This is a genomic window from Nocardioides sp. BE266 (genome assembly GCF_031457855.1).
Classification (GTDB): Bacteria; Actinomycetota; Actinomycetes; order Propionibacteriales; family Nocardioidaceae; genus Nocardioides.
In genome coordinates, this window is sequence record NZ_JAURTI010000002.1 from 454,505 (window position 1) to 476,660 (window position 22,156).

At 72.7% G+C, this 22,156-nt stretch carries 20 protein-coding genes; 10 read left to right on the forward strand and 10 right to left on the reverse strand.

Going from position 1 to position 22,156, the window contains the following annotated elements; genetic code table 11:
* Positions 1–37: 37 nt before the first annotated feature.
* Positions 38–1,231 carry a site-specific DNA-methyltransferase gene (locus J2X46_RS06565; RefSeq protein WP_310248310.1) on the forward strand — a complete coding sequence of 398 codons (1,194 nt, stop codon included), beginning with the start codon at positions 38–40 and terminating at the stop codon, positions 1,229–1,231.
* Between the two features lie 94 nt (positions 1,232–1,325).
* On the opposite strand, the gene J2X46_RS06570 is transcribed toward J2X46_RS06565, so the two are convergent.
* Together J2X46_RS06570 and J2X46_RS06575 are read right to left on the reverse strand one after the other, a co-directional pair.
* On the reverse strand, positions 1,326–2,744 hold the full coding sequence (locus J2X46_RS06570) for a wax ester/triacylglycerol synthase family O-acyltransferase (RefSeq protein WP_310248313.1): 1,419 nt from the start codon (positions 2,742–2,744) through the stop codon (positions 1,326–1,328).
* An 84-nt stretch (positions 2,745–2,828) separates the two neighbouring features.
* Positions 2,829–3,962, reverse strand: coding sequence for a glutamate--cysteine ligase (locus J2X46_RS06575; RefSeq protein WP_310248316.1), 1,134 nt, complete (start codon positions 3,960–3,962; stop codon positions 2,829–2,831).
* A 77-nt stretch (positions 3,963–4,039) separates the two neighbouring features.
* On the opposite strand from J2X46_RS06575, the gene J2X46_RS06580 reads away from it, so the two are divergent.
* Positions 4,040–5,464 (forward strand): threonine/serine exporter family protein, encoded by a 1,425-nt coding sequence (locus J2X46_RS06580; protein WP_310248317.1) that lies wholly within the window; start codon positions 4,040–4,042, stop codon positions 5,462–5,464.
* Here the strand turns inward: J2X46_RS06580 and J2X46_RS06585 are convergent.
* The 6 genes from J2X46_RS06585 to J2X46_RS06610 form a co-directional block, all read right to left on the reverse strand.
* Positions 5,442–6,020, reverse strand: a complete 579-nt coding sequence (locus J2X46_RS06585) for a DUF402 domain-containing protein (RefSeq protein WP_310248320.1) — start codon at positions 6,018–6,020, stop codon at positions 5,442–5,444. The two genes, J2X46_RS06580 and J2X46_RS06585, sit on opposite strands and share 23 nt — an antisense overlap.
* A gap of 246 nt (positions 6,021–6,266) precedes the next feature.
* Positions 6,267–7,100: an SDR family oxidoreductase gene (locus J2X46_RS06590; protein WP_310248323.1), complete on the reverse strand. Its 834-nt coding sequence runs from the start codon at positions 7,098–7,100 to the stop codon at positions 6,267–6,269.
* A 20-nt stretch (positions 7,101–7,120) separates the two neighbouring features.
* A complete protein-coding gene (locus J2X46_RS06595) occupies positions 7,121–8,536 on the reverse strand; it encodes a HAMP domain-containing sensor histidine kinase (RefSeq protein ID WP_310248325.1) in 1,416 nt (471 codons plus the stop codon).
* Entirely contained in the window at positions 8,533–9,249 is a 717-nt protein-coding gene (locus tag J2X46_RS06600; protein WP_397213189.1) for a response regulator transcription factor, read from the reverse strand. The genes J2X46_RS06595 and J2X46_RS06600 overlap by 4 nt, the downstream gene beginning before the upstream one ends.
* A 59-nt stretch (positions 9,250–9,308) precedes the next feature.
* Entirely contained in the window at positions 9,309–10,457 is a 1,149-nt protein-coding gene (locus tag J2X46_RS06605) for a DUF6596 domain-containing protein (RefSeq protein ID WP_310248330.1), read from the reverse strand.
* 5 nt (positions 10,458–10,462) lie between these two features.
* The gene (locus J2X46_RS06610) at positions 10,463–10,870 is read right to left on the reverse strand and encodes a YciI family protein (protein ID WP_310248333.1); all 408 of its coding nucleotides are present in this window, start codon (positions 10,868–10,870) and stop codon (positions 10,463–10,465) included.
* Positions 10,871–11,037: 167 nt separating this feature from the next.
* Here J2X46_RS06610 and J2X46_RS06615 point away from each other — a divergent pair, with 167 nt between their 5' ends.
* The 8 genes from J2X46_RS06615 to J2X46_RS06650 all read left to right on the forward strand — a co-directional run bounded on the left by J2X46_RS06615 (position 11,038) and on the right by J2X46_RS06650 (position 20,195).
* Entirely contained in the window at positions 11,038–11,499 is a 462-nt protein-coding gene (locus J2X46_RS06615) for a hypothetical protein (protein ID WP_310248335.1), read from the forward strand.
* A gap of 150 nt (positions 11,500–11,649) precedes the next feature.
* On the forward strand, positions 11,650–15,549 hold the full coding sequence (gene hrpA / locus J2X46_RS06620; RefSeq protein ID WP_310248337.1) for an ATP-dependent RNA helicase HrpA: 3,900 nt from the start codon (positions 11,650–11,652) through the stop codon (positions 15,547–15,549).
* An 81-nt stretch (positions 15,550–15,630) separates the two neighbouring features.
* Entirely contained in the window at positions 15,631–16,092 is a 462-nt protein-coding gene (locus tag J2X46_RS06625) for an NYN domain-containing protein (RefSeq protein WP_310248339.1), read from the forward strand.
* 100 nt (positions 16,093–16,192) lie between these two features.
* Positions 16,193–17,155 carry an RNA polymerase subunit sigma-70 gene (locus J2X46_RS06630; protein ID WP_310248341.1) on the forward strand — a complete coding sequence of 321 codons (963 nt, stop codon included), beginning with the start codon at positions 16,193–16,195 and terminating at the stop codon, positions 17,153–17,155.
* Complete coding sequence (locus J2X46_RS06635; RefSeq protein ID WP_310248343.1) at positions 17,148–17,600, forward strand: DUF6069 family protein; 453 nt, start codon at positions 17,148–17,150, stop codon at positions 17,598–17,600. Before J2X46_RS06630 ends, J2X46_RS06635 begins: the two co-directional genes overlap by 8 nt.
* A 9-nt stretch (positions 17,601–17,609) precedes the next feature.
* Positions 17,610–18,206, forward strand: coding sequence for a hypothetical protein (locus J2X46_RS06640; RefSeq protein ID WP_310248346.1), 597 nt, complete (start codon positions 17,610–17,612; stop codon positions 18,204–18,206).
* A gap of 144 nt (positions 18,207–18,350) precedes the next feature.
* Positions 18,351–18,725, forward strand: coding sequence for a type II toxin-antitoxin system PemK/MazF family toxin (locus J2X46_RS06645; RefSeq protein ID WP_310248349.1), 375 nt, complete (start codon positions 18,351–18,353; stop codon positions 18,723–18,725).
* 60 nt (positions 18,726–18,785) lie between these two features.
* On the forward strand, positions 18,786–20,195 hold the full coding sequence (locus J2X46_RS06650; protein WP_310248352.1) for an extracellular solute-binding protein: 1,410 nt from the start codon (positions 18,786–18,788) through the stop codon (positions 20,193–20,195).
* 2 nt (positions 20,196–20,197) lie between these two features.
* On the opposite strand, the gene J2X46_RS06655 is transcribed toward J2X46_RS06650, so the two are convergent.
* Together J2X46_RS06655 and J2X46_RS06660 are read right to left on the reverse strand one after the other, a co-directional pair.
* A complete protein-coding gene (locus J2X46_RS06655; protein ID WP_310248357.1) occupies positions 20,198–21,481 on the reverse strand; it encodes an HRDC domain-containing protein in 1,284 nt (427 codons plus the stop codon).
* A 4-nt stretch (positions 21,482–21,485) separates the two neighbouring features.
* Positions 21,486–22,106: a DUF3000 domain-containing protein gene (locus J2X46_RS06660; RefSeq protein WP_310248360.1), complete on the reverse strand. Its 621-nt coding sequence runs from the start codon at positions 22,104–22,106 to the stop codon at positions 21,486–21,488.
* Positions 22,107–22,156 lie beyond the last annotated feature (50 nt).

Sequence of the window (22,156 nt, forward strand, 5' to 3'; positions counted from 1 at the left end):
GGACCGACCGGTCGGTGGACGTCCTAGGCTTCGCGTCGTGCCCGCCGAGCCTCCCGCACCCGTCTGGAACACCTTCCACGCGGGCGACAACCTCGACGTGCTGCCCCGGCTGGCGCCCGGTTCGGTCGACGTGGTCTACACCGATCCGCCGTACAACACCGGCAACGACTTCGCCTACGTCGACCGCTTCCGCGACGGCTCCCACGCCGACCCCTATGCGCGGCGGCACGCTGCCTGGACGGCGATGATGCGGCCGCGGCTCGAGGCGATACGTGAGGTGCTGGCACCGCACGGCGCGATCTTCGTCTCGATCGACGACAACGAGGCCGCGCACCTGCGGCTGCTGATGGACGAGGTCTTCGGCGAGGCCAACTTCCTCGCCCAGGTCGTGGTCAACCTCAACCCCAAGGGCCGCCAGCTCGGGCGTGGGTTCGCGACGAGCCACGAGTACGTCCTGGCGTACGCCCGCGACCTCGCGCTCTGTGCGGTCGACGCGAGCACGCACGAGTCGGTCGACGAGGCGGACTTCCCGCTGAGCACCGACGACGGGCGCCGCTTCCGCTACCTCCCGCTGCGCAACACCAACAAGAAGTTCAACCCGCTGACGGCGCCGACGCTGCACTTCCCGCTGTACGGCGACCCGGTGAGCGGGCGGGTCGCGACCACCGAGTTCCCCGGCAGCCAGGCGCTCACCCCCGTCTTCGGCGACGGGCGGCCGGCAGTCTGGCGCTGGTCGCGGCCGCGCATCGACGAGCGTCCCGACGACCTCGAGTGCCGGGTGATCCGCGGCCGCCACGGCGAGCGCGCCGACATCTTCCAGCGTGACTGGCTGCACCGCGAGGGCGGTCGCCGCAAGAAGCTCCGCACGATCTGGCTCTCGGCGGAGATCGGGTCCACCGACACCGCGGTCGCCGAGCTCAAGGCGCTCCTCGGCCACGTCTTCGAGTCGCCGAAGCCCACCGGCCTGGTCCGCCGCATCCTCGCGACCCTGCCCGACGACGTCGTCGTACTGGATCCGTTCGCCGGCAGCGGCACCACGGGCCACGCCGTCGCGCTGGCCAACCTCGCCGACGGCGGCACCCGCCACTGCATCAGCATCAACTCCACCGAGCCCACCCGCGCCGGCTCCAACGCCCAGCTCGCGGGCCTCCCCACCGTCGCCGACATCACCCGCGCCCGCCTCCGGGCCGTCGCCGACCAGCTCGGCGGAGGCTTACAGGTGGTCGAGTAGCCGAGCGAGGAACGAGCGAGGCGTATCGAGACCCCCGATCGGACGAGGGTCTCGATACGCCCTGCTCGCTGGCGCTCGCGGGCTACTCGACCACCTAGGCGGCGCCGGCGGCCTTCTCGAGCGCCTTGAGCTCGTCGTCGAGGTACTGGAGGAGGACCTGGAGGTGGGGGACGGTGCGGCGGCAGCCGGTGAGGCCGAAGCACATCTTGCCGTCGTACGACGTGCAGGTGATGTTGAGCGCCATCCCGTTGATCGGGATCGAGAGGGGATAGGTGCCGGTGAGCTTGGCGCCGTTCCAGTAGTGGGTGGTGCGGGGGCCGGGGACGTTGCTGACGACGAGGTTGTACGGCGGTCGCACGATGCCCTGCATCCGGAAGATCGGGCCGAGGATCGCCGGCGCCTGGCCGAGCGCGCTCATCGCCAGGATCTGCGCCGGGGTCATCGCGGACAGGCTCTCCTTGCCGTCCTTCATCGAGCGGTGGATCGCCGAGAGCCGGTCGGCCGGGTCGGGGAGGTGGGTGCCGAGCTGGACCATGACGGAGCCGACCGCGTTGCCGCCGTCGGCGGAGGCGAGCTGCGACTGCTTGGCGTTGAGGCCGACCGGCACCATCGAGATCAGCGTCGACTCGGGCAGCGCGTCGAGGTCGAGCAGGTAGGTGCGCATCGCGCCACTGACCATCGCCAGCACGACGTCGTTGATCGTGGTTCCGGTGGACTTGCCGACGGCGCGCAGCCGCTCGACCGGCCAGTCCTGCGCGGCGAAGCGGCGCGAGCCGGTGATGTTCTGGTTGAGCATCGTGCGCGGCGCGTAGAGCGACAGCGCGGAGGTCTCGTTGCGGACCGACTTGTTGAGGGTGCGGATCAGCGCGCCGGGCATGCCGGCGGCCTCGGACGCCAGCGCGAGCGCCGTACGCACCGTGGTGGCGGAGACGTCGGAGAGCGAGGCACCGCCGTCGGTGGGCTCGGGCTCGCGCGGCTTGCGCGGACGCATCGCCCACGGGGCGGGCATGTTGCGCTCGTCGGGGTCGGTGGACAGCACGCTGGCGAGCAGCCGCATCGCGGAGACGCCGTCGACGAGCGCGTGGTGGGTCTTGGTGTACATCGCGACGCGGCCGTCGCGGAGCCCCTCGATGACCGTCGCCTCCCACAGCGGCCGCTCCCACGCCAGGCGGGTGCTGTGCAGCCGCGAGCAGAGCTCGAGCAGCTCGCGGATGCGGCCGGGCTTGGGCAGCGCGCTGTGGCGCACGTGGTGCTCGATGTCGAACTGTTCGTCGGGCTGCCACACCAGCTGGCCGGCGGTGCGCGCGGAACGGTGCGGGTGCTTGAGGAAGAGCGGGGCGATCTCCTCGACGTCGCGCATCTGCTCGTACATCTCGCGGACGTAGTTGCGTCCTGCGCCCTCGGGCTTCTCGAAGAGCTGGAGGCCGCCGACGTGCATCGGCATGTTGCGGTTCTCGGCGAGCAGGAATCCGGTCGCGGTGGGGTCGATCGGGTTGACCACGCGTCCTCCCATCCATGAGCCATCAAGAGCAGTGGGCCTGATCCTCGCGCCCGGTGACGACCGCCACAACCCCACCACGCCGGTGGGGCGGTGTGCTCAGCGTCCCAGCGACGTCCGCAGCTCGGCCACGATCGAGTCGACGACGGCCACGAGGTCGCCGTGGTGCGTGGCGGCCACCCGGCGCTGCCGGTCGCACGACGCGCCCCGGCCCGGGATGTCCGCGACCGAGCGCAGCTCGTCCTCGCAGCCGAGCTTGCGCGCCACGGGCATGAGCCGCTCCAGGAGGTCGTCGAGGTCGTCGGTGACGAGCCGCTCGCGGTTGTGGTCGTCGAGGATCACGATCGCGTCGAGGCCGTAGCGCGCCGCGCGCCACTTGTTCTCCTGCACCTGCCACGGCGGCATCGTCGGCAGCTGCTCGCCGGCGACGATGCGGGCGTCGAGGTCGACGACCAGGCAGTGCACGAGCGCGGTCAGGGCGGCCAGCTCGCGCACGTCGGAGACGCCGTCGCAGACCCGGTGCTCGAGCGTGCCGAGGTGGGGCGCGGGCCGGAGGTCCCAGCGCACGTCGGCCATCGACTCGATGATCCCGGTCGTCGTCTGGTCGGCGATGCACCGCTCGAAGGCCTCCCAGGTGTCGAAGGCGAACGGCAGTCCAGCGGTCGGCAGCTGCTGGAACATCAACGCCCGGTTGGAGGCGTACCCGGTGTCGGTGCCGGCCCAGTAGGGCGAGCTGGCGGAGAGAGCGAGGAGGTGGGGGTACGTCGTCAGCAGCCCCGACAGCACCGGCATCACCCGGTCGCGCTCGGGCATCCCCACGTGGACGTGGACGCCCCAGATGAGCATCTGGCGGCCCCACCACTGCGTGCGGTTGATCAGCTCCTCGTAGCGGTGGCCCTCGGTGAGCTGCTGGTGCGACCAGTCGGCGAAGGGGTGCGCGCCGGCGCCCATCAGGTCGACGCCGAGCTCGTCGGCCGCCTCCATCACCACGCCGAGCGTCCCGGTGAGGTCGCCCATCGCCTCGCCGACGGTGTGGCAGATGCCGGAGACGACCTCGACGGTGTTGCGCAGCAGCTCCTTGTGCAGCCGCTCCGGCTGCTCGAGCCGCTGGGCCGCCACGTCGGCGAGGTCGGAGGCGCGGTTGACCAGGTCGCGGGTGTGCGGGTCGACCAGCGCGAGCTCCCACTCCACGCCGAGCGTGGGCTCGGCCGAGGCGTGGAAGTCGATGCGCATGGTCCAACTCTAGGGACGAGCGGGCGCCTGCGGACCACCCTGCCGGGGAGACCGGGCCGGGTGCCACCATGTCGGGCGTGGACCACATCGAGCAGCCGGATCCAGGGGGCGAGGAGTCCCGGGTGGCCGAGGAGGAGGCCGAGCGGGCCCGCGAGGTCCACCTGACGATGGACCTCTGCCTGCGCATCGGCGAGATGCTCCTGTCGTCGGGCGCGGGTGCGGCCGACGTCACCGCGACGATGCGCTCCGTGGCCGACCACTTCGGCCTGCGGCAGGCCGAGATCGACGTGACGTTCACGGCGTTGTCGATGACCTACCAGCGCTCGCCGGAGGACGTGCCGATGCTGATGCTGCGGCACGTGCGGCAGCGCGACATCGACTACGAGGACCTCACCGCCGTCGACCACCTTGTCCGCGACGTGCTCACCGACCAGGCCGACCTCTACCTCGCCCGCTCCCGCATGGCCACGATCGTCTCGCTCGGCCACGCCTTCCCGCGCTGGGCCGTCACGGTCGCGTGGGCCGTGATGGCGGCGGGCGTCGGCGTCTTCCTCGGCGGCGGCCTCGTCGTGTCGGCCGTGGCCGCGCTCGCCGCCGTGTGCATCGACCGCGTGCAGCTGGTGATGGCACGCCGCCGGCTGCCGTTCTTCTACCTCCAGGTCGCCGGCGGGGTGATCGCGACGCTCCTGGCGGCCGGGGTCGCGGCGACACCGATCGAGGTCGACGAGTCGCTCGTCGTGACCGCCAACATCATCATGCTGCTCGCCGGGATCGGCCTGATGGGCGCCGTGCAGGACGCCCTGACCGGCTTCTACCTCACCTCCGGCGCCCGCCTGATCGAGGCGATGATGGCCACCGCCGGCATCATCGCCGGCGTCGCGGTCGGCATCTCCCTGGCCGACGGCCTCGGCATCCCGCTGGGCGCGCTCGTGCCCGGGCAGCTCGGCCGCCTCGACGGCTCCACGCCGCTCGCCGCCGTCGCGCTGCTCGCCGGCGCCGCGGTCTCGGCTGGGGCCTTCTCCGTCGCCTGCTACGCCCCGCGCCGCGCAGTGCTCCCGGTCGCCTTGATCACCGCCGTCGCCGCGCTCATCTCGCAGGCGATCGAGCTCGGCGGCTTCGACCGCACGATGGGGGCCGCGGCCGCGGCGTTCTTCATCGGGCTGGTCGCCTACTCGGCGTCCGGGCGGGTCCACGTGCCGCCGCTCGTGGTGGCGGTGCCGGCGATCGTGCCGTTCCTGCCCGGCCTCTCGATCTACCGCGGCCTGACGTTCCTGGCCGACGGCGGCTACCTCGTCTCCCAGGGCATCCTCGCGCTGATGACCGCGATCTCGGTCGCCATCGCGCTGGCTTCCGGCGTGATCCTGGGGGAGTACGTCGCCCAGCCGCTCAAGCGTGAGGCGCGCAAGCTGGAGAACCGGCTCGCCGGGCCGCGCCTCGTCGGGCCCTACCGTGCCATGACGCGTGCCGAGCGGCGGGCGTTCAGGAGGACGTCAGCCGACTGAGCTCGGCGAACCAGCGCGCGTGCGCACCGTCGTACGGCGGCAGGGCGGCGCGTACGGCCGCGACCAGCTCGTCGCAGCTGGCCTGCGCGGCGCCGATCACCTCGACCGGGTAGCCGAAGGCCACCTGGTGCTCGGCGAACTCGTCCTCGTCGTCGACGTAGACCTCACCGGGGCCCACCGGCGGGGTGTCCCACGGCGCCGTGTGAACCGGCGGCAGCTCCTCGGGCAGCCGGATCACGTCGAGGTCCAGGTCGACCGCGCGCAGGACGTCGCCGTCCCAGGCGGCCGGCGTGGTGACGTCGACGTAGAGGTCGCACCAGATGCCCGGCGCCTGGAAGGTCGGCAGGTGCCAGCGGTCGGGCTGCACCAGGGTGATCGCGTCGACCTGCGAGTGGAACTCGTGGCCCGGACGGGAGTTGTAGGTGCCCGCCGGGAAGCCCAGCCACTCGCCGTGCTCGTCCGACCCGAGGTAGATCCCGTCGAACTCCCAGTGCGGCCGGTCGCCCCACTTCGACATCACGCAGCGGATCGGGGTCCCGGGTGCGTGTGTGCTCACGGTCCCGACCCTAGGTGACCGGGCACTTCGTCCGCGTCAGCGATGGTGAGCGGGCGCTTGGTCCGCGTCAGCGATGGTGAGCGGGCGCTCGGTCCGCGTCAGTGGTGGTGAGCGGGCGCTTGGTCCGCGTCAGTGGTGGTGAGCGGGCGCTTGGTCCGCGTCAGTGGTGGGACGAAGTGCCCGGTCGGTGGTCAGGACGCGGACGAAGTGCCCGGTCGGTGGTCAGGACGCGGACGAAGTGCCCGGTCAGCGGAGGGGCATGCGGGAGGTGACGCGGGCGACGACGTCCTGGTAGCGCGCGCCGGCGAGCTTGGCGAAGTGGTGGATCACGTGGGCGTCGAGGCCGACGAGCACGCGCGCCTTCCCGGAGAGCGCGCCGTCGAGGATGATCTCGGCCGCGCGGTCTGGCGACATCTTGGCGAGCTTCTTCTCGAAGAGCGCGTCGATCGCGGAGCCGTCGAGGCCCGCCGCCTTGCGACCGTTGCGGCTGATGCCCGTGCGGATGCCGCCGGGGTGCACGCACGTGACGGTGACGGGGTGGCCGGCGACGAGCATCTCCTCGCGGATCGCCTCGGTGAGCCCGCGGACGGCGTACTTCGTGGCGTTGTACGCCGACTGGCCGGGCACGGAGACGAGCCCGAAGAGCGAGGAGATGTTCACCAGTGCGCCGTCGCCGGAGGCGATCAGGTGCGGGAGGAGCTCCTTCGAGCCGTGGACCACGCCCCAGAAGTTGATGCCGACGATCCACTCGAGGTCGTCGTAGGTCAGGTCGGCGAAGTCCCCGGTGGCGGTCACCCCGGCGTTGTTGACGACGAGGTTCACGCGCCCGAACTCCTCGACGACGCCGGCGGCCCAGTCGCGCACAGCGGCCCGGTCGGAGACGTCGACGACATCGTGGCGAACCTTCGCCACACCCGCGGCCTCCACGAGGCGCACGGTCTCGGCGAGGCCGTCGGCGTCCCAGTCGGAGAGCGCGAGCAGCGCTCCGCCGCGCGCGGCTCGGAGCGCGAGAGCGCGGCCGATGCCGGACCCGGCACCGGTGATGACGACGACCTTGTCGGCGACCGTGGAGAGGCTCATGGCGTCACTGTAACTCTCGTTTACACTTCGGGGGAAGGATCGGCACCCGGCAGCCGGACGGTGATGGTGGTGTCGCCGGGTCCGCTGGTCAGGTCGACCGAGCCGCCGTGGGCCGCGACGATCGCCTCGACGAGCGAGAGGCCGAGGCCGGCGCCGCCGCGCGTGCGGGCCGCGTCGCCGCGGGTGAAGCGCTCGAAGGCGCGCGGGGCCAGCTCGGGGGAGAAGCCGGGGCCGTCGTCGTGGACGGTGAAGCCCTCGGCGGTGCCGGTCACCGTCACCGTGCTGCCGGCCGGCGTGTGCTTGCGCGCGTTGGTCAGCAGGTTGCTGACGACCTGGTGCAGGCGCGCCTCGTCGCCGGCGACCACGAGCGGCTCGTCGGGCAGCGCGAGCCGCCACGACCGCTCGCGGTCCACGACCCGCGCGTCGTCGACGGCCTCGAGGAGCAGCCGGGACAGGTCGACGGTCTTCCGCTCGAGCGGGCGCCCGGCGTCGAGCCGGGCCAGCAGGAGGAGGTCCTCCACGAGGCCGGTCATCCGCGCTGATTCGGTCTCGACCTTGTCGAGCGCGGTGCCGCTGGTCTCCGGCCGCTTCCTGGCCAGCTCGGTGTAGCCGGCGATCGTGGCCAGCGGGGTGCGCAGCTCGTGGGAGGCGTCGGCCACGAACTGGCGTACCTGCTGCTCGCTGCGGTGCCGCTGGGCGAGCGAGGCCTCGACGTGGTCGAGCATCGAGTTGAGCGCCGAGCCCACCTGGCCGACCTCCGTGCCCTCGTCGGTGAGTCGCTCGGGGACTCGCTCTGCGATCTCGATGTCTCCCGAGGCGAGCGGCAGCTCGGACACCCGGTGGGCGGTGGCCGCCACCTCGCGCAGCGGCGCGAGCTGGCGTCGTACGAGGAGCAGCCCGCCTCCGGCGGCCAGCGCCGCGCCCATCAGGATCAGCACGGCCTCGTAGCCGATCAGGGATCCGACCGCGTCGTCGACGTCGGAGGTCGGCAGGCCCACTACCGCGACGCCGTCCGTAGCGGTGACGGCCCGGACGCGGTACTCGCCCAGGCCGGGCAGGCGTACGTCGTGCACCTTGCCGTCGACGGGAACGGCCTCGAGCGCGTCGCGGGCACTCGCGCCGAGGGCCTGGTTGTCGTCCCGTCCCACGTTGAGCTTGTAGGCGAAGGCGTCCGCGGCCGTGGTGTCGGACGGGAAGCCGGCCACGACGGTGCCCGGGCGGGTGCGGGGAGCGGGGCCATCGTCGTGCCCGTTGAACGTCCGCAGGAGGAAGGGGAGCTGCGCGGTGACCTCCTCGAGCTGGCCGTCGACCTGCTCGGTCAGCCGGTTGTTCATCGCGAGCGTCGCGGCGACCGCGATCAGGATCGATACGGCCACGACCAGCGCGACCGCGGTGAGCACCAGCCTCGAGGTGAGCGAGGCCAGACGCCGCCTCACGACGCCGGCTTCAGCACGTAGCCCGCACCCCGCATGGTGTGGATCATCGGGTCGCGTCCGGCGTCGACCTTCTTGCGGAGGTAGGAGATGTAGAGCTCGACGACGTTGGCCTGGCCGCCGAAGTCGTACTGCCAGACGCGGTCGAGGATCTGCGCCTTGCTCAGCACGCGGCGGGGGTTGCGCATCAGGAAGCGCAGCAGCTCGAACTCGGTCGCGGTCAGGCTGATCTCGTCGCCGGCGCGGTGCACCTCGTGGCTGTCCTCGTCGAGGGTGAGGTCGCCGACCACGAGCACGTTGCCGGCCTCGGCGAGGGCCGCGGTGCCGCCGCGGCGGATCAGCCCGCGCAGCCGGGCCACGACCTCCTCGAGCGAGAACGGCTTGGTGACGTAGTCGTCGCCGCCGGCGGTGAGGCCGGCGATGCGGTCCTCGACGGCGTCCTTGGCGGTGAGGAACAGCACGGGTACGTCGCTGCCGTCGGCGCGCATCCGGCGCAGCACCTCGAGGCCGTCGAAGTCGGGCAGCATGATGTCGAGCACCACCGCGTCGGGGCGGAAGTCGCGAGCCGCGGAGACGGCGTCGGTGCCGGTGTGCGCCATCTGCAGGTCCCACCCCTCGTAGCGCAGGGCCATCGCGAGGAGCTCGGCGATGTTGACCTCGTCGTCGACGACGAGGACGCGCACGGGGGAGCCGTCAGGGCGGGTGAGCTGCTGCATGGGCAGCATCCTGCCGGGGATTGCTGTGGGTTTCCTGTGTGCCGCCTGTCCGACGCCGATCAGTGCTGGTTGAGGCGCGCTGCCTGCTTGGTGAGGTGGGTCCGCTCGGGCTGGCTGGTGGCGAGCGCGGCGGCCTCGGCGTAGAGCCGTGCCGCGGTCGCGAGGTCGCCGTCCTTCTCGTGGAGGTACGCCGAGACGGCGCGGTGGCGCGGCAGGCCGGGGTCCACCTCGGCGAGCGCGGCGAGCCCGGCCCGTGAGCCGTCGGCCTCACCGACCGCGACGGCCCGGTTGAGGCGTACGACGGGGCTGCCGGTGAGCGCCAGCAGCTCGTCGTACCACTGCACGACCTGGACCCAGTCGGTTTCCTCGGCGCTGCGTGCGTCGGCGTGCAGCGCCGCGATCGCGGCCTGGAGCTGGAACTCGCCGCGCCGGTCCTGCGCCAGCGCAGCCTGGAGGACGTCCACGCCCTCCTCGACGAGTCCGGTGTCCCAGAGCCCGCGGTCCTGCTCCGCGAGCGGCACGAGGGTGCCGTCCGCGCGGGTGCGGGCGGGCCGGCGCGCGTGGTGCAGCAGCATCAGCGCGAGCAGGCCGTCGGTCTCCGGGTCCTGCGCCAGCGACGCGAGCTGGCGCGTCAGCCGGATCGCCTCGGCTGCGAGGTCGACGTCGCCGGTGTAGCCCTCGTTGAAGACGAGGTAGAGCACCCGGCGCACGGTGGCGAGGTCGCCCGGGCGGTCGAACGACCCGGTCGAGACGGTCTTCTTCGCCCGGCTGATCCGCTGGGCCATCGTCGCCTCGGGGACGAGATAGGCCTCGGCGACCTGCCGCGTGGTGAGGCCACCGACCGCGCGCAGGGTGAGCGCGACGGCCGACGCCGGCGTGAGCGCCGGGTGCGCGCACAGGAAGAAGATGCGCAACGTGTCGTCGGCGTCCTCGGCGGGACCGGCCTCCGGCTCCGAGTCCACCGCGAGCTCGCGTCGCTGCCGCGCCCCCTCGGACCGTACGACGTCGAGGAAGCGCCGCCACGCCACGGTGACCAGCCAGCCCTTCGGGTCGCGCGGCGGGTCGTCGGGCCAGGCCCGCACCGCCTCGACGAGCGCCTCCTGGACGGCGTCCTCGGCCGCCGCGAAGTCGGCTCCGCGGCGGACGAGGACACCGATCACCGCGGGCACGAGCGGCCGCAGCGTCGCCTCGTCGAGGGCGGTGGTCACAGGGGTCAGTCCTGGGTGCTGGTCGGCGAGCCGTAGAAGGGGCGCACCTCGAGCCACTCGTGGATCGGCCGGCCGTCCTTGCCGGGCGCCATCGACAGCTCGGTGGCGAGCTCGACCGCGCGGTCCCAGCCGTCGACGTCGATGACGTACCACCCGGCGATGAGGTCCTTCGTCTCCGCGAAGGGGCCGTCGGTGACCGGCGAGGTGCCGGCGTCGTCGGCCCGCACCCACGCGCCGTCGGGCGCGAGCGCCTGGGCGTCGACGTACTCCCCGTTGGCCTCCATGCGCTTCCCGAAGTCGTCCATGAACTGCATGTGGGCGTCGATCTCCTCGGGCGTCCACTGGTCCATGGGGGCGTCGTTCACGGCCGTGGGGGCACCGCGGTAGTGCTTCAGGAGCAGGTACTTCGGCATCTCGGTCCTCCTTGTCGTGTGCGGCCCATTGTGGCCGCATCCACCCCTGGGTCGGAGCCGCCAGACCGTTCTCGACATGGCTCAGGCAACCAATCTCCGGGCTTCGTCCGCGTGAACTCACGGCCACGCCACAGGTGGTTCACAGGTTGCGGCACGACGCTGGTCGCATGAGCGAGAAGGACACCCCGGGCGACGAGACCCAGCCGGTGCGCCCCGCGGGCGAGACCGCACCCGACGCTCCCGCGGCGACCCCGGCTCCCGAGGCCGAGGCGACGCGGGAGGCGGGCCCGGCCGCCGCGGCATCCACCGCCGCGGCGACCGGACCCGGCTGGGGCCGGTTCCGTCGCTGGCGCAACCAGTCGCGCGGCGACCGCACGTTCAGCCTCGGCGCCCTGATCGCCTCCGCGCTCGCCGGCCTCATCGTCGGCGGCCTCGGCACCGCGGTCGTCCACGCGGTCACCGACGACCACGACCGCGGCGGCTGGGTCGAGCGCCGCGGGCCGATGATGGGTCGCGACGACCGCGGCGGTGACGACCGTGGCCCCATGTTCGGTGGCCCGCGCGGCGTCCCCGGCCAGGTCCAGCCGACCACCCCGCCCGAGGACGACGAGGGTGGCTCGAGCTCCTGAGCCCGGGATCGGATGGATTTCCACGCACTGGGGTGGAAGTTCATCGGAGCCTGAGCGTGGGCACGCGGTCCAGGCCCTGAACTTCCACTCGCTCGGGTGGAAATCCATCACGGGCGGCAGGTGGTAATCCGGTTGCCGCGGTGGGCGAGAATGGCGCCCGTTGTGAAGATCTCCTACCCGCCCGAGCTCCCGGTCTCCGCGCGCCGCGACGACATCGCCGCGGCGATCCGTGACCACCAGGTCGTGATCGTGGCCGGCGAGACCGGCTCGGGCAAGACCACCCAGCTGCCGAAGATCTGCCTCGAGCTCGGCCGCGGCCTCGGCTCGGCCGACGGCGGCAAGCTGATCGGCCACACCCAGCCGCGGCGCATCGCGGCCCGCTCGGTGGCCGAGCGGATCGCCGAGGAGCTCGGCACCGAGCTCGGCGACGTCGTCGGCTACCAGGTCCGCTTCACCGACCGGACGTCGAAGGCCAGCCGGGTCAAGCTGATGACCGACGGCATCCTGCTGGCCGAGCTCCAGCGCGACCGCGACCTGCGCAAGTACGACACGATCATCATCGACGAGGCCCACGAGCGCAGCCTCAACATCGACTTCCTCCTCGGCTACCTCAAGCGGCTCCTGCCCCGCCGTCCCGACCTCAAGCTGGTGATCACGAGCGCGACCATCGACGTCGACCGCTTCGCCGCACACTTCGACGCACCGGTGGTCGAGGTGTCGGGGCGTACGTATCCCGTCGAGGTCCGCTACCGCCCGCTCCTCGAGCTGCCCGAGAACGACGAGGATGGCGAGCCCGTCCAGCGCGACCAGACCGAGGCCATCGTCGACGCGGTCCGCGAGCTGTCGGGCGAGGGCCCCGGCGACGTGCTGGTCTTCCTGCCGGGCGAGCGCGAGATCCGCGACACCGCCGACGCCTTCGACGCTCTCAAGAGTGATCGCCTCGAGATCGTCCCGCTCTACTCCCGCCTCAGCGCCGCCGACCAGCACAAGGTCTTCTCCAGCCACTCATCGCTCGTGCGTCGCGTCGTGCTGGCCACCAACGTCGCCGAGACGTCGCTGACGGTCCCCGGCATCCGGTACGTCGTCGACACGGGCGTGGCGCGGATCAGCCGCTACTCCGTGCGGACCAAGGTGCAGCGGCTGCCGATCGAGCCGATCAGCCAAGCCTCCGCCAACCAGCGCTCCGGCCGCTGCGGCCGCGTGTCCGAGGGCATCGCGATCCGGCTCTACTCCGAGGAGGACTTCGAGGGCCGACCCGAGTTCACCGACCCCGAGATCCTGCGCACCAACCTCGCCAGCGTCATCCTCCAGATGGCCTCGCTGCGGCTCGGCGACATCGCGCGCTTCCCCTTCGTCGAGCCGCCCGACCGCCGCAACGTCAAGGCCGGCACCGACCTCCTCGAGGAGCTCGGCGCGCTCTCCACCGCCCCCGATCCGGGACGTGTTGCGAATCGAGCGTCCGGACGAGCGCATCGCAACACGTCCGTGCCGGGGCCGCGGCTGACCGACCTCGGCCGCCGTCTGGCCCGCCTGCCGATCGACCCGCGGCTGGGCCGGATGATCCTCGAGGCCGAGCGGTTGGGCTGCCTGCGCGACGTACTCGTGATCGCGGCGGCCCTCTCCATCCAGGACCCGCGCGAGCGGCCGGAGGAGCAGCGAGCACAGGCCGACCAGCAGCATGCGCGCTTCAAGCACGAGTCGAGCGACTTCCTCACCTGGCTCAACCTCTGGCGACACATCAAGCAGCAGCAGAAGGAGCTCTCGTCGAGCGCCTTCCGCCGGATGTGCAAGCGCGAGCACCTCAACTACATGCGCATCCGCGAGTGGCAGGACTACGAGTCGCAGCTGCGCCAGGTCTGCAAGGAGCTCACGCTCGACCTCGGCCGTGTGGGAAGCAGCGAGGGTGGGGCGGCGTACGACGAGGACGGCATCCACCAGGCGCTGCTGTCCGGCCTGCTCAGCCACATCGGTGCCCTCGAGGAGCGCGAGAAGGTCTCGACAGGCTCGACCGGCGGGAAACGGGAGCGGCGCCCGATGCGCGAGTACCTCGGCGCCCGCAACGCCCGCTTCGCGATCTTCCCCGGCAGCGTGCTCCGCGGCAGCAACCCCGGCTTCCTGATGAGCGCCGAGCTCGTGGAGACCTCGCGGCTGTGGGCGCGGCAGAACGCCGCGATCAAGCCGGAGTGGGCCGAGCGCCTCGGCGCCCACCTGGTCAAGCGCACCTACTCCGAGCCGCACTGGTCGCGGAAGCGCGCGGCCGTGATGGCGCGCGAGCGCGTCACGTTGTACGGCGTCCCGCTGGTGGCAGACCGCCTGGTGCAGTACGGCAAGGTCGATCCGCCGCTCGCGCGCGAGCTGTTCATCCGGCACGCGCTCGTGCAGCGGGAGTGGGACTCGCGCCACAAGTTCCTGACGGAGAACGCCCGCCTCCTCGAGGAGGCCGAGGAGCTCGAGCACCGCGCCCGGCGCCGCGACATCGTCGTCGACGAGGAGACCCTCTTCGAGTTCTACGACCAGCGCGTCGGAGCCGACGTGGTCAGCGGCCAGCACTTCGACCAGTGGTGGAAGCGCGCCCGGCAGAAGCGTGCCGACCTGCTGACCTTCGACCCCGCGATGCTCACCCACGACACCGCCGGCGAGGTGCGCGAGCGCGACTTCCCCACACGGTGGCTATCGGGATGGGGGCCCGACTCCGACGAGGCCGGGCTGACGTTCCCGATCAGCTACCACTTCGAACCCGGCGCGGCCGACGACGGCCTCACCATCGACGTCCCCGTCGCGACGCTCAACCGGATCGAGGCCGACGACTTCTCGTGGCTGGTCCCCGGACTGCGTGAGGAGCTGGTCACCGAGCTGATCCGCTCGCTGCCCAAGAACCTCCGCGTCTCGATGGTGCCCGCGCCCAACACGGCGCGCGAGTTCCTGGCCGCCACGCCACCCGGCGCCGAGCCGCTCCTCGACGCGCTCGAGCGCTTCGCCCGCAGCACCCGCAGCCTGGTCATCGAACGCGAGGCGTGGGACTGGTCCAAGGTGCCCAGCCACCTCCGGCCGACCTACCGCGTGCTCACCGAGGAGGGTGCCGAGGCCGGTCGCGGCAAGGACCTCGACGCGCTCAAGGAGCCGCTGCGGCCCACCTTCGAGCAGGCGATGGCCGACGTCGCCGCCGACTCGGGCGTCACCGCCACGGGCCAGACCGCGTGGACCTTCGGCACCATCGACGAGTCGTTCGTGCAGCGCCGCGCCGGCCACGAGGTGCGCGGCTTCCCTGCGCTCGTCGACGAGGGCGCGAGCGTCGGGCTCCAGGTGCTGGCCACCGCCGCGGAGGCCGCCGCCCACCACCGCCTCGGCGTACGCCGTCTCGTGCTCCTCGCCCTCGGGCCCGCTCCGTCGGTCGACGACGTGCTCGCCGCCGCCGGCCTCGACCAGCGCGCCAAGCTGGCCCTGGTCGGGTCGCCGTACCCCTCCGTCGGCGACCTGCTCGACGACGTCCGCGCGGCCCTCGTCGGCGAGGTCGTCGACGCGCGACCGGTCGTGCGCGACGAGGCGGCGTACGACGTGGTGGTGGCCGCCGCGCGCGAGGCCGTGGCCGCCGGCACCAGTGCCGCGGTGCACGACGTGATGCGGGTGCTGGAGTCGTGGCGCGCATGCGACAAGGCGATCTCCGGGCGCGCCGACCTGATGACGCTGCCCGCCATGACCGACATGCGGGCCCAGGTCGCGCGGCTGATGGCACCCGGCTTCGTCGGGGAGGCGGGCGTCTCCCGGCTGCGCGACCTCTCGCGCTACCTCGCCGCGGTGGCGTACCGACGCGAGCGCCTCGACGGCCAGGTGGCCCGCGACCGCCAGCAGATGGACCAGCTCTCCGGGCTCCAGGAGGCGTGGCTGCACGCCGTCGCGGCCCTGCCCGACGGCCAGCCGGTGCCACAGCACCTGCGCGACGCGCGCTGGCTGCTGGAGGAGTACCGGGTCTCGCTCTTCGCCCAGCAGCTCGGCACGCGCGAGAAGGTCAGCGACCAGCGGATCCGGAAGGTGATGGGCTCCGCGGTCTAGCCCACGGACGTACCCCAGTTGGGGGAGCCCTGCCGGCGTCGGCGGCCCTAGGCTACGCAGCGGGAGAAGGGGTGGGGAAGCGTGCGGCTGGGAGTGCTGATCCACGCCGAGACGGTCGCGCCGGAGGCGTGGGCGCCGCTGGCGCGCGTGCTGGGCGACCTCGGCGAGGTGGCCGTCGCGCGGGCCTATGCCGACTGGTCGGCTGCCGCGGTGGCCCCGTGGTTCCCGGTGCTGCGCCGCCACCGCATCCAGCTGCGCCACCAGTTCCGCACCCGCAGCACGCAGGACCCCGCGCTCGTCGCGATGGCGATGGACGCCCCGGACTTCGCGGCCGGCTGTGCCGCCGACGGCGTCGTGCTGGCCGGTGACGTGGGCTCCTCGATGCCGGTGCTGCTCCGGCTGCGCGAGCAGGGTCTGGCCGTGGTGGTCGCCGGACCGCCCTCGACGCCGCTCGACATCCGCGACGCGTGCAGCGACTTCGTCGACCTCGCCACCCTCCGCACCGACGGGCCCGACCCGGGCACGGGACGCCACCGCGCCTGAGTGATGAGTTCTCGGGCCGCCGGCCGTCATACGTGTGTCAGGACACGATGAGACGGAAGGATGCGCGATGAGCGTGGACACACGGGTGGAGGAGCCGGACGTGACGGATCTGGAGGGGGTCGACGAGCCGGCGTTCGCTGCGCTGGCCGACCGGCACCGCCGCGAGCTGCACGTGCACTGCTACCGGATGCTCGGCTCCTTCGAGGACGCCGAGGACGCCGTGCAGGAGACCTTCCTGCGGGCCTGGCGGCGGCGGGAGACGTTCGCAGGCCGCTCGACCTTCCGCGCCTGGCTCTACAAGATCGCCACCAACGCCTGCCTCGACCTGCTCGCCAAGCGCCGCCCGGAGCCCGCGACCGGCGGCGAGGTGCGGTGGCTGCAGCCCTACCCCGACCGGCTGCTCGACGAGCTGCCCGCGCACGACGGTGACGAGCCGGAGGCGCTCGCGGTCGCCCGCGAGACGATCGAGCTGGCCTACGTCGTCGCGGTGCAGCACCTCGCGCCGCGCGCCCGCGCCGCGCTGATCCTGCGCGACGTGCTCGGCTGGCCGGCCAGGGACGTCGCCGACCTGCTCGGCGACTCGGTCAACTCGGTCAACAGCGCGCTCCAGCGCGCCCGGGCCGGCATGCGCGAGCACCTCCCCGCCGAGCGGCAGGAGTGGACCGGTGCCGAGGACGACGCCGACAACCGCGAGCTCGTACGACGCTTCACCGAGGCCAGCGTGGCCACCGACATCGACACGATCACCACCCTGCTCCGCGACGACGTGCGGTTCGCGATGCCGCCGACGCAGGGCCTGGTCGTGGGCCGCGACGCGGTGCTCGCGAGCTGGACCGACGACGGCTACCCCCAGATGACCGGCTTCCGCCCGGTGCCGACGGCCGTCAACCGCCAGCCCGCGGTCGCCTACTACCTGTGGAACGACACCGAGGCGGCCTACCTCCCGCTCACCCTCGATGTGCTCCGGATCAGCGGCGGCCAGGTCACCGAGGTGACCATCTTCGACGCCGACCAGTTCCCGCGGCTCGGCCTGCCCGAGCGCTTGGAGGCCGGCGATGAGTGACACCGTGCTCGAGACCCGCAACGCCGCCGGCCGGCGGCTCGGCCGGCTGGTCGGCACCGGTCTTCTCGCGACCGTCGTGGCCATGGCGGCCACCGCCACGGGTGCGGCGCTGTTCCGCGCCGCCGGCGTGCGCTTCGAGGTGCCCGACGGCGGGGAGACGATCCCGGTGTCGGGTGTCGCCTTCGTGACGGGCGTGTTCTCGGTCGTGGGCATCGTCCTCGCCGTCGCGCTCCTGTGCTGGAGCCCACGGCCCGCCACCGCGTTCGTGCGGACGGCGGTCGTGCTGACGGCGGTGTCGCTGGCCCCGCCGTTCGTCGTCGGCGCCACCACAGGCACCAGCCTCGCGCTGGTCGTGCTGCACCTCGTGGCGGCGACGGTGATGGTGCCGACGCTGGCCCGCGGGCTCCGGGCGGGTTCCGCATCGTCGTACGACTCGCGCGCCTAGTCTGGACGGGTGACAGGTCGCACCCACCACCGCCCGATGACGCCCGGCGACGGCTTCTTCGCCGAGATCGCAGGCGGCGCCGACCCGGCGAAGGTACGGGAGGCGGGTGACCTGGCGGCGACGATCCTGGTGCGAGGGGCACGTGAGTCCGACGACCCCGCACTCGCCGAGCGGGTCGTCCGCCTCGCCGAGACCGAGGGCCTCGAGACCCTCGCCGACGTCTGGTCCGGCGCCCCCGCCGACACGCTGGCCGGGAGCCTGTGGCGGCTCTTCGTGCTGCGCGCGTGGGTGCACGCCGACCCCCAGCGCGTGGCCGAGGAGTACGACGCCGGCCAGCGCCGCGCCGACGTCGCCCGGGTCGTGGCGGGCGTCGCGGACCCGCCCGGGCCCGACGAGCTGCGGCGGATGGTCGACGAGGTGCTGCGCGGCATCGCGCAGGGCGACTTCGCCGTCACCCTGTTCCGCGCGGCCGCCTTCGCGCGGGTCGTGGCGGCCGGTCGCGCCACCCTCGGCGCCTCGAGCCACGACGACATCGCCCGGATGCTCGCGCTGTCCGAGCAACTCGAGGCGGCCGGTCATGGGGAAATCGCCAACCAGCTGGCCTAGAGGATTAAAATGGTCCTCGAGTGCGTCGGGCTGTGGCAGCCCCGGGTCCCAAAATAAGCCGCTACGAGCGGCCACGCGCCGTGAGGCGCTCCCGGTCCGGCGCACTCACACACGTCCGAGGCTCACCTCTCCTAGGCTCTCCGCATGGCGACCTACGAGCCCGAGATCGACGGCGAGCCGGATCCCGGCGAGGTGGTCTGGGCCTGGGTGCCCTACGAGGACGACCCGAGCCAGGGCAAGGACCGCCCGGTGCTGGTCCTCGACGTCGAGGGCGACGGCTGGACCGGGCTGATGCTCAGCAGCCAGGACCACGACCGCGACGCCGAGGACGAGGCGCGCTACGGCCGCCACTGGATGGACGTCGGCACCGGCGGCTGGGACTCCCAGGGCCGGCCCAGCGAGGTGCGCCTCGACCGGCCGATCCACCTCGACCCCGACGGCGTACGACGTGAGGGTGCGGCGCTCGACCGCGAGGTCTTCGAGGCAGTCGTCGCCGCGGTGCGGGCGCTGCCGGGCTGAGGCAGACGTCTCACCGTCGGCGCGGCCCGGCGATTGGGGGACATGCCCTAGGGTTTCGGCGTGCTGCTGCGACGTGTCTCCCTGGTCGGCTGCGCCCTGATGATGGCGCTCGCGACTGCCGCCTGCACCGGTGACGGCGAGCCCGAGTCGCAGCCCTCGACGAGCCCCACGAAGTCAGGCAAGCCGACCCAGAAGCCGCGCCAGATCACCTTCGGCGCCTACGGCAGCGAGGAGGAGGTCGCGGCGTTCCAGAGCGTCGTCGACTCCTTCAACGCCGCATCCAGCACCCGTCAGGTGACCCTGAAGTCCTGGCCGGACCACGAGTCCGCGCTCGAGGACGTGCTCGCCGGCAACGCGCCCGATGCCTTCCTGACCTCGCGCATCGACCTCGGCCAGCTGGTGGCCGCCGACGCCCTCCAGCCCGTCAGCCTGCTGCTCGACGAGCGTGGCGTCGACTTCGGCGACCGCTTCTCGCGCGACGCCGTCGACGCCTTCGCGATGGACGACGAGCTGCAGTGCATGGCGTACTCGGTCTCCCCGATGGTCATCTACTACAACACCAAGCTCGTCGACTTCGACAAGATGGAGCGCCGCGACTACGACGTCCCGACGGCCGACGACGAGGGCAACCGCGACCGCTGGACGCTGGCGGAGTTCGGGGCGGCGGCGCAGTTCGCGTCGCGCCGCGGCACCAAGCGCGGAGTGTGGATCGACCCGACGCTGCAGGGCCTGGCGCCCTTCATCTACTCCGGCGACGGCCAGGTCTTCGACGACGACCGGGAGCCCACCTCGCTCGCGTTCTCCGACGACAACACCCGCGAGGCGCTCGAGCAGACGCTCCAGATCCTGCGCGACCCGACGCTCACGCCCACCAACGCGCAGCTCGCCCGCGCTACCCCGGTGCAGCTGTTCAAGCGCGGCGAGCTCGCGATGATCGCCGGCTTCCGCAACCTCGTCCCGCAGCTCCGCGACGCCGAGGACCTCGACTTCGACGTGCTGCCGATGCCGACCATCGACTCGCGCGCGACCGTGGGAGACATCAACGGGCTCTGCCTGTCCAACGACTCCGACGTGCAGGGTGACGCGGCCGACTTCATCGCGTACGCCGTCTCCGACGCCGCGATCGCCACCGTCGCCTCGACCGGCTACATCGTCCCGGCCAACACCGAGGTCGCCGCGTCGGAGGACTTCCTCGCCCCGACGCTCGAGCCCGAGCATGCCGGCATCTTCAACGCGAGCATCCGTTACATGGAGGTGCCGCCCTTCATCGACAAGCGCGAGGAGCTGGTCGAGGCGGTCACCCCGCTGCTCGAGCGCCTCGTCACCGCGCCCGGTGTCCTCGACCTCGACCTGATCACCGAGCAGATCGACCAGGCCTCGCAGGCGATCCTCTCGCCCGAGACCGAGTCGCCGAGCGAGTCGCCGAGCGAGTCGACGTCCGAGTCGCCGAGCGAGTCCCCCTCGGAGTAGCCCTACTCCTCGGCGCCGAGGATCGCGCCGACGAGCGCGCCGGTGACCACCTCGGCCTGCCACGCCCGGGCGCCGTACGACGCCAGCTGGCCGCGCACGGCCTCGGCGAGCGCCGCAGGCTCACGGGTGGCGGGCGGCGCCCACATCAGCCGGCGGAGGTAGTCGGGGGTCAGCAGGTTCTCCACCGGCAGGTGGTGGGCCTCGGCCAGGTTGAGCATCGACTCGCGGGCGGCCTTGAAGCGCCGGTCGGCGACCGGGTCGCGGTCGGCCCAGGTGCGGGGGTGCGGCGGCCCGTCGCCGCGCGGGGCGCGGGTGGGGAGCTCGTCCTCCGACATGGCGCGCACCCGCTGGAGGGCCTCGACCCAGCTCGCGGAGTAGCGGCTGGCGCCACGGCCGTGGAACCCCTGCGTCGAGAGCAGTGCCCGGCGGTCGGTGGGCATCGCGGTGGCAGCGACGACGATGGCGGAGTCGGGCAGGATCCGGCCGGGGGTCACGTCGCGCTCGGCGGCGATGGCGTCGCGCGCCTCCCACAGCGCCCGGGCCGCGCCGAGGGCGCGGCGGCCGCGCAGCCGGTGCACGCCCGACGTACGACGCCACGCGTCGACGCGCACCGCGGGCTCGAAGCCGAGCAGGTGCTCGAACTCCTGGCGGGCCCACTCGGTCTTCCCGGCCTCGTCGAGCTCGGTGATCATGTGTGCGCGCAGCTCGATGAGCACCTCGACGTCGAGGGCGGCGTACTCCAGCCACGGGGTGGGCAGCGGTCGGGTCGACCAGTCGGCGGCCGAGTGCTCCTTGCGCATCCGCTGGCCGAGGATCGTCTCGACGAGCGTGGCGAGGCCGACGCGGGGGTAGCCGAGCAGGCGGCCGGCGAGCTCGGTGTCGAACAGGCTGGTGGGGGTGAGCCCGACCTCGCGCAGGCAGGGGAGGTCCTGGGTGGCGGCGTGCAGGATCCACTCGCTGCCGGCGAGGGCCTCCTGCAGCGGGGCCAGCGTCGACATCGCGATCGGGTCGATCAGCCAGGTGCCGGCGCCCTCGCGGCGCAGCTGGATGAGGTAGGCGCGGTTGGAGTAGCGGTAGCCGGAGGCGCGCTCGGCGTCGATCGCGATCGGTCCGGTGGCGGCGGCCAGCGCGGCGCACGCCTCGGCCAGGCCCTCGTCGGTGTCGGTGACGTCGGGCAGGCCGTCGCGCAGCTCGAGCAGGGGTGCCGGGGGAGCCTCGACCACCTCCTCGGACCGGGTGTCGGTCGAGGCTTCGGGCTGGGGCTCGTTGTCGGCGCGATCAGCCATCGACTCAGGTGCCGCGCTGTCCGCGTCGGCTCGGGATGGCGGTGACGCCCTCCGGGACGGGCGGCAGCCCGACCGCGGTGCACATCAGCTCGCCCCAGGCCTCGACGTGGGCCGTCATGTCGAGTGCGCCGTCGTCGTCCACGGTCGGGGTCCACGAGGCCCGGATCTCGACCTGGGCGGTGCCGGGCTCGTCGGACATCCCGCCGAAGCTCTCGGTGGTCACGCAGGTGACCGTTCCGGAGGCGGCGTGGAAGGCGGCGCCGTGGGCCACGAGCGCTTCGGTCAGCCACGACCACCCGACGGCGGCGAGCATCGGGTCGGCGCCGAGCTCGGGGTCGATGTCGGCGCGGGCGTAGGCCACGCAGCGGAAGGTGCCGTCCCAGGCGTCGTTGCCGGCCGGGTCGTGCAGCAGGATCAGCCGGCCGGTGCCGAGGTCCTCGTCGTCGACGGTCACGTCGGCGCTGAGCGCGGACGACCAGGGGGCGATGCGCTGCGGGGCAGGCATCTCCTCGCAGAAGACCTCCGGGCGCAGCGAGGCCCGGCGCATCGACTCAACAGCCGCGCGGAACTCCGCAGGCCCAGCCCCGGCAGCACTGCCCGGGTGGGTCTCGTGACGGGCCACCATTGCTCCAGAGTAGGCCAGCCCTGCGCGCTGCCGATGTGCCGCCACGCCGC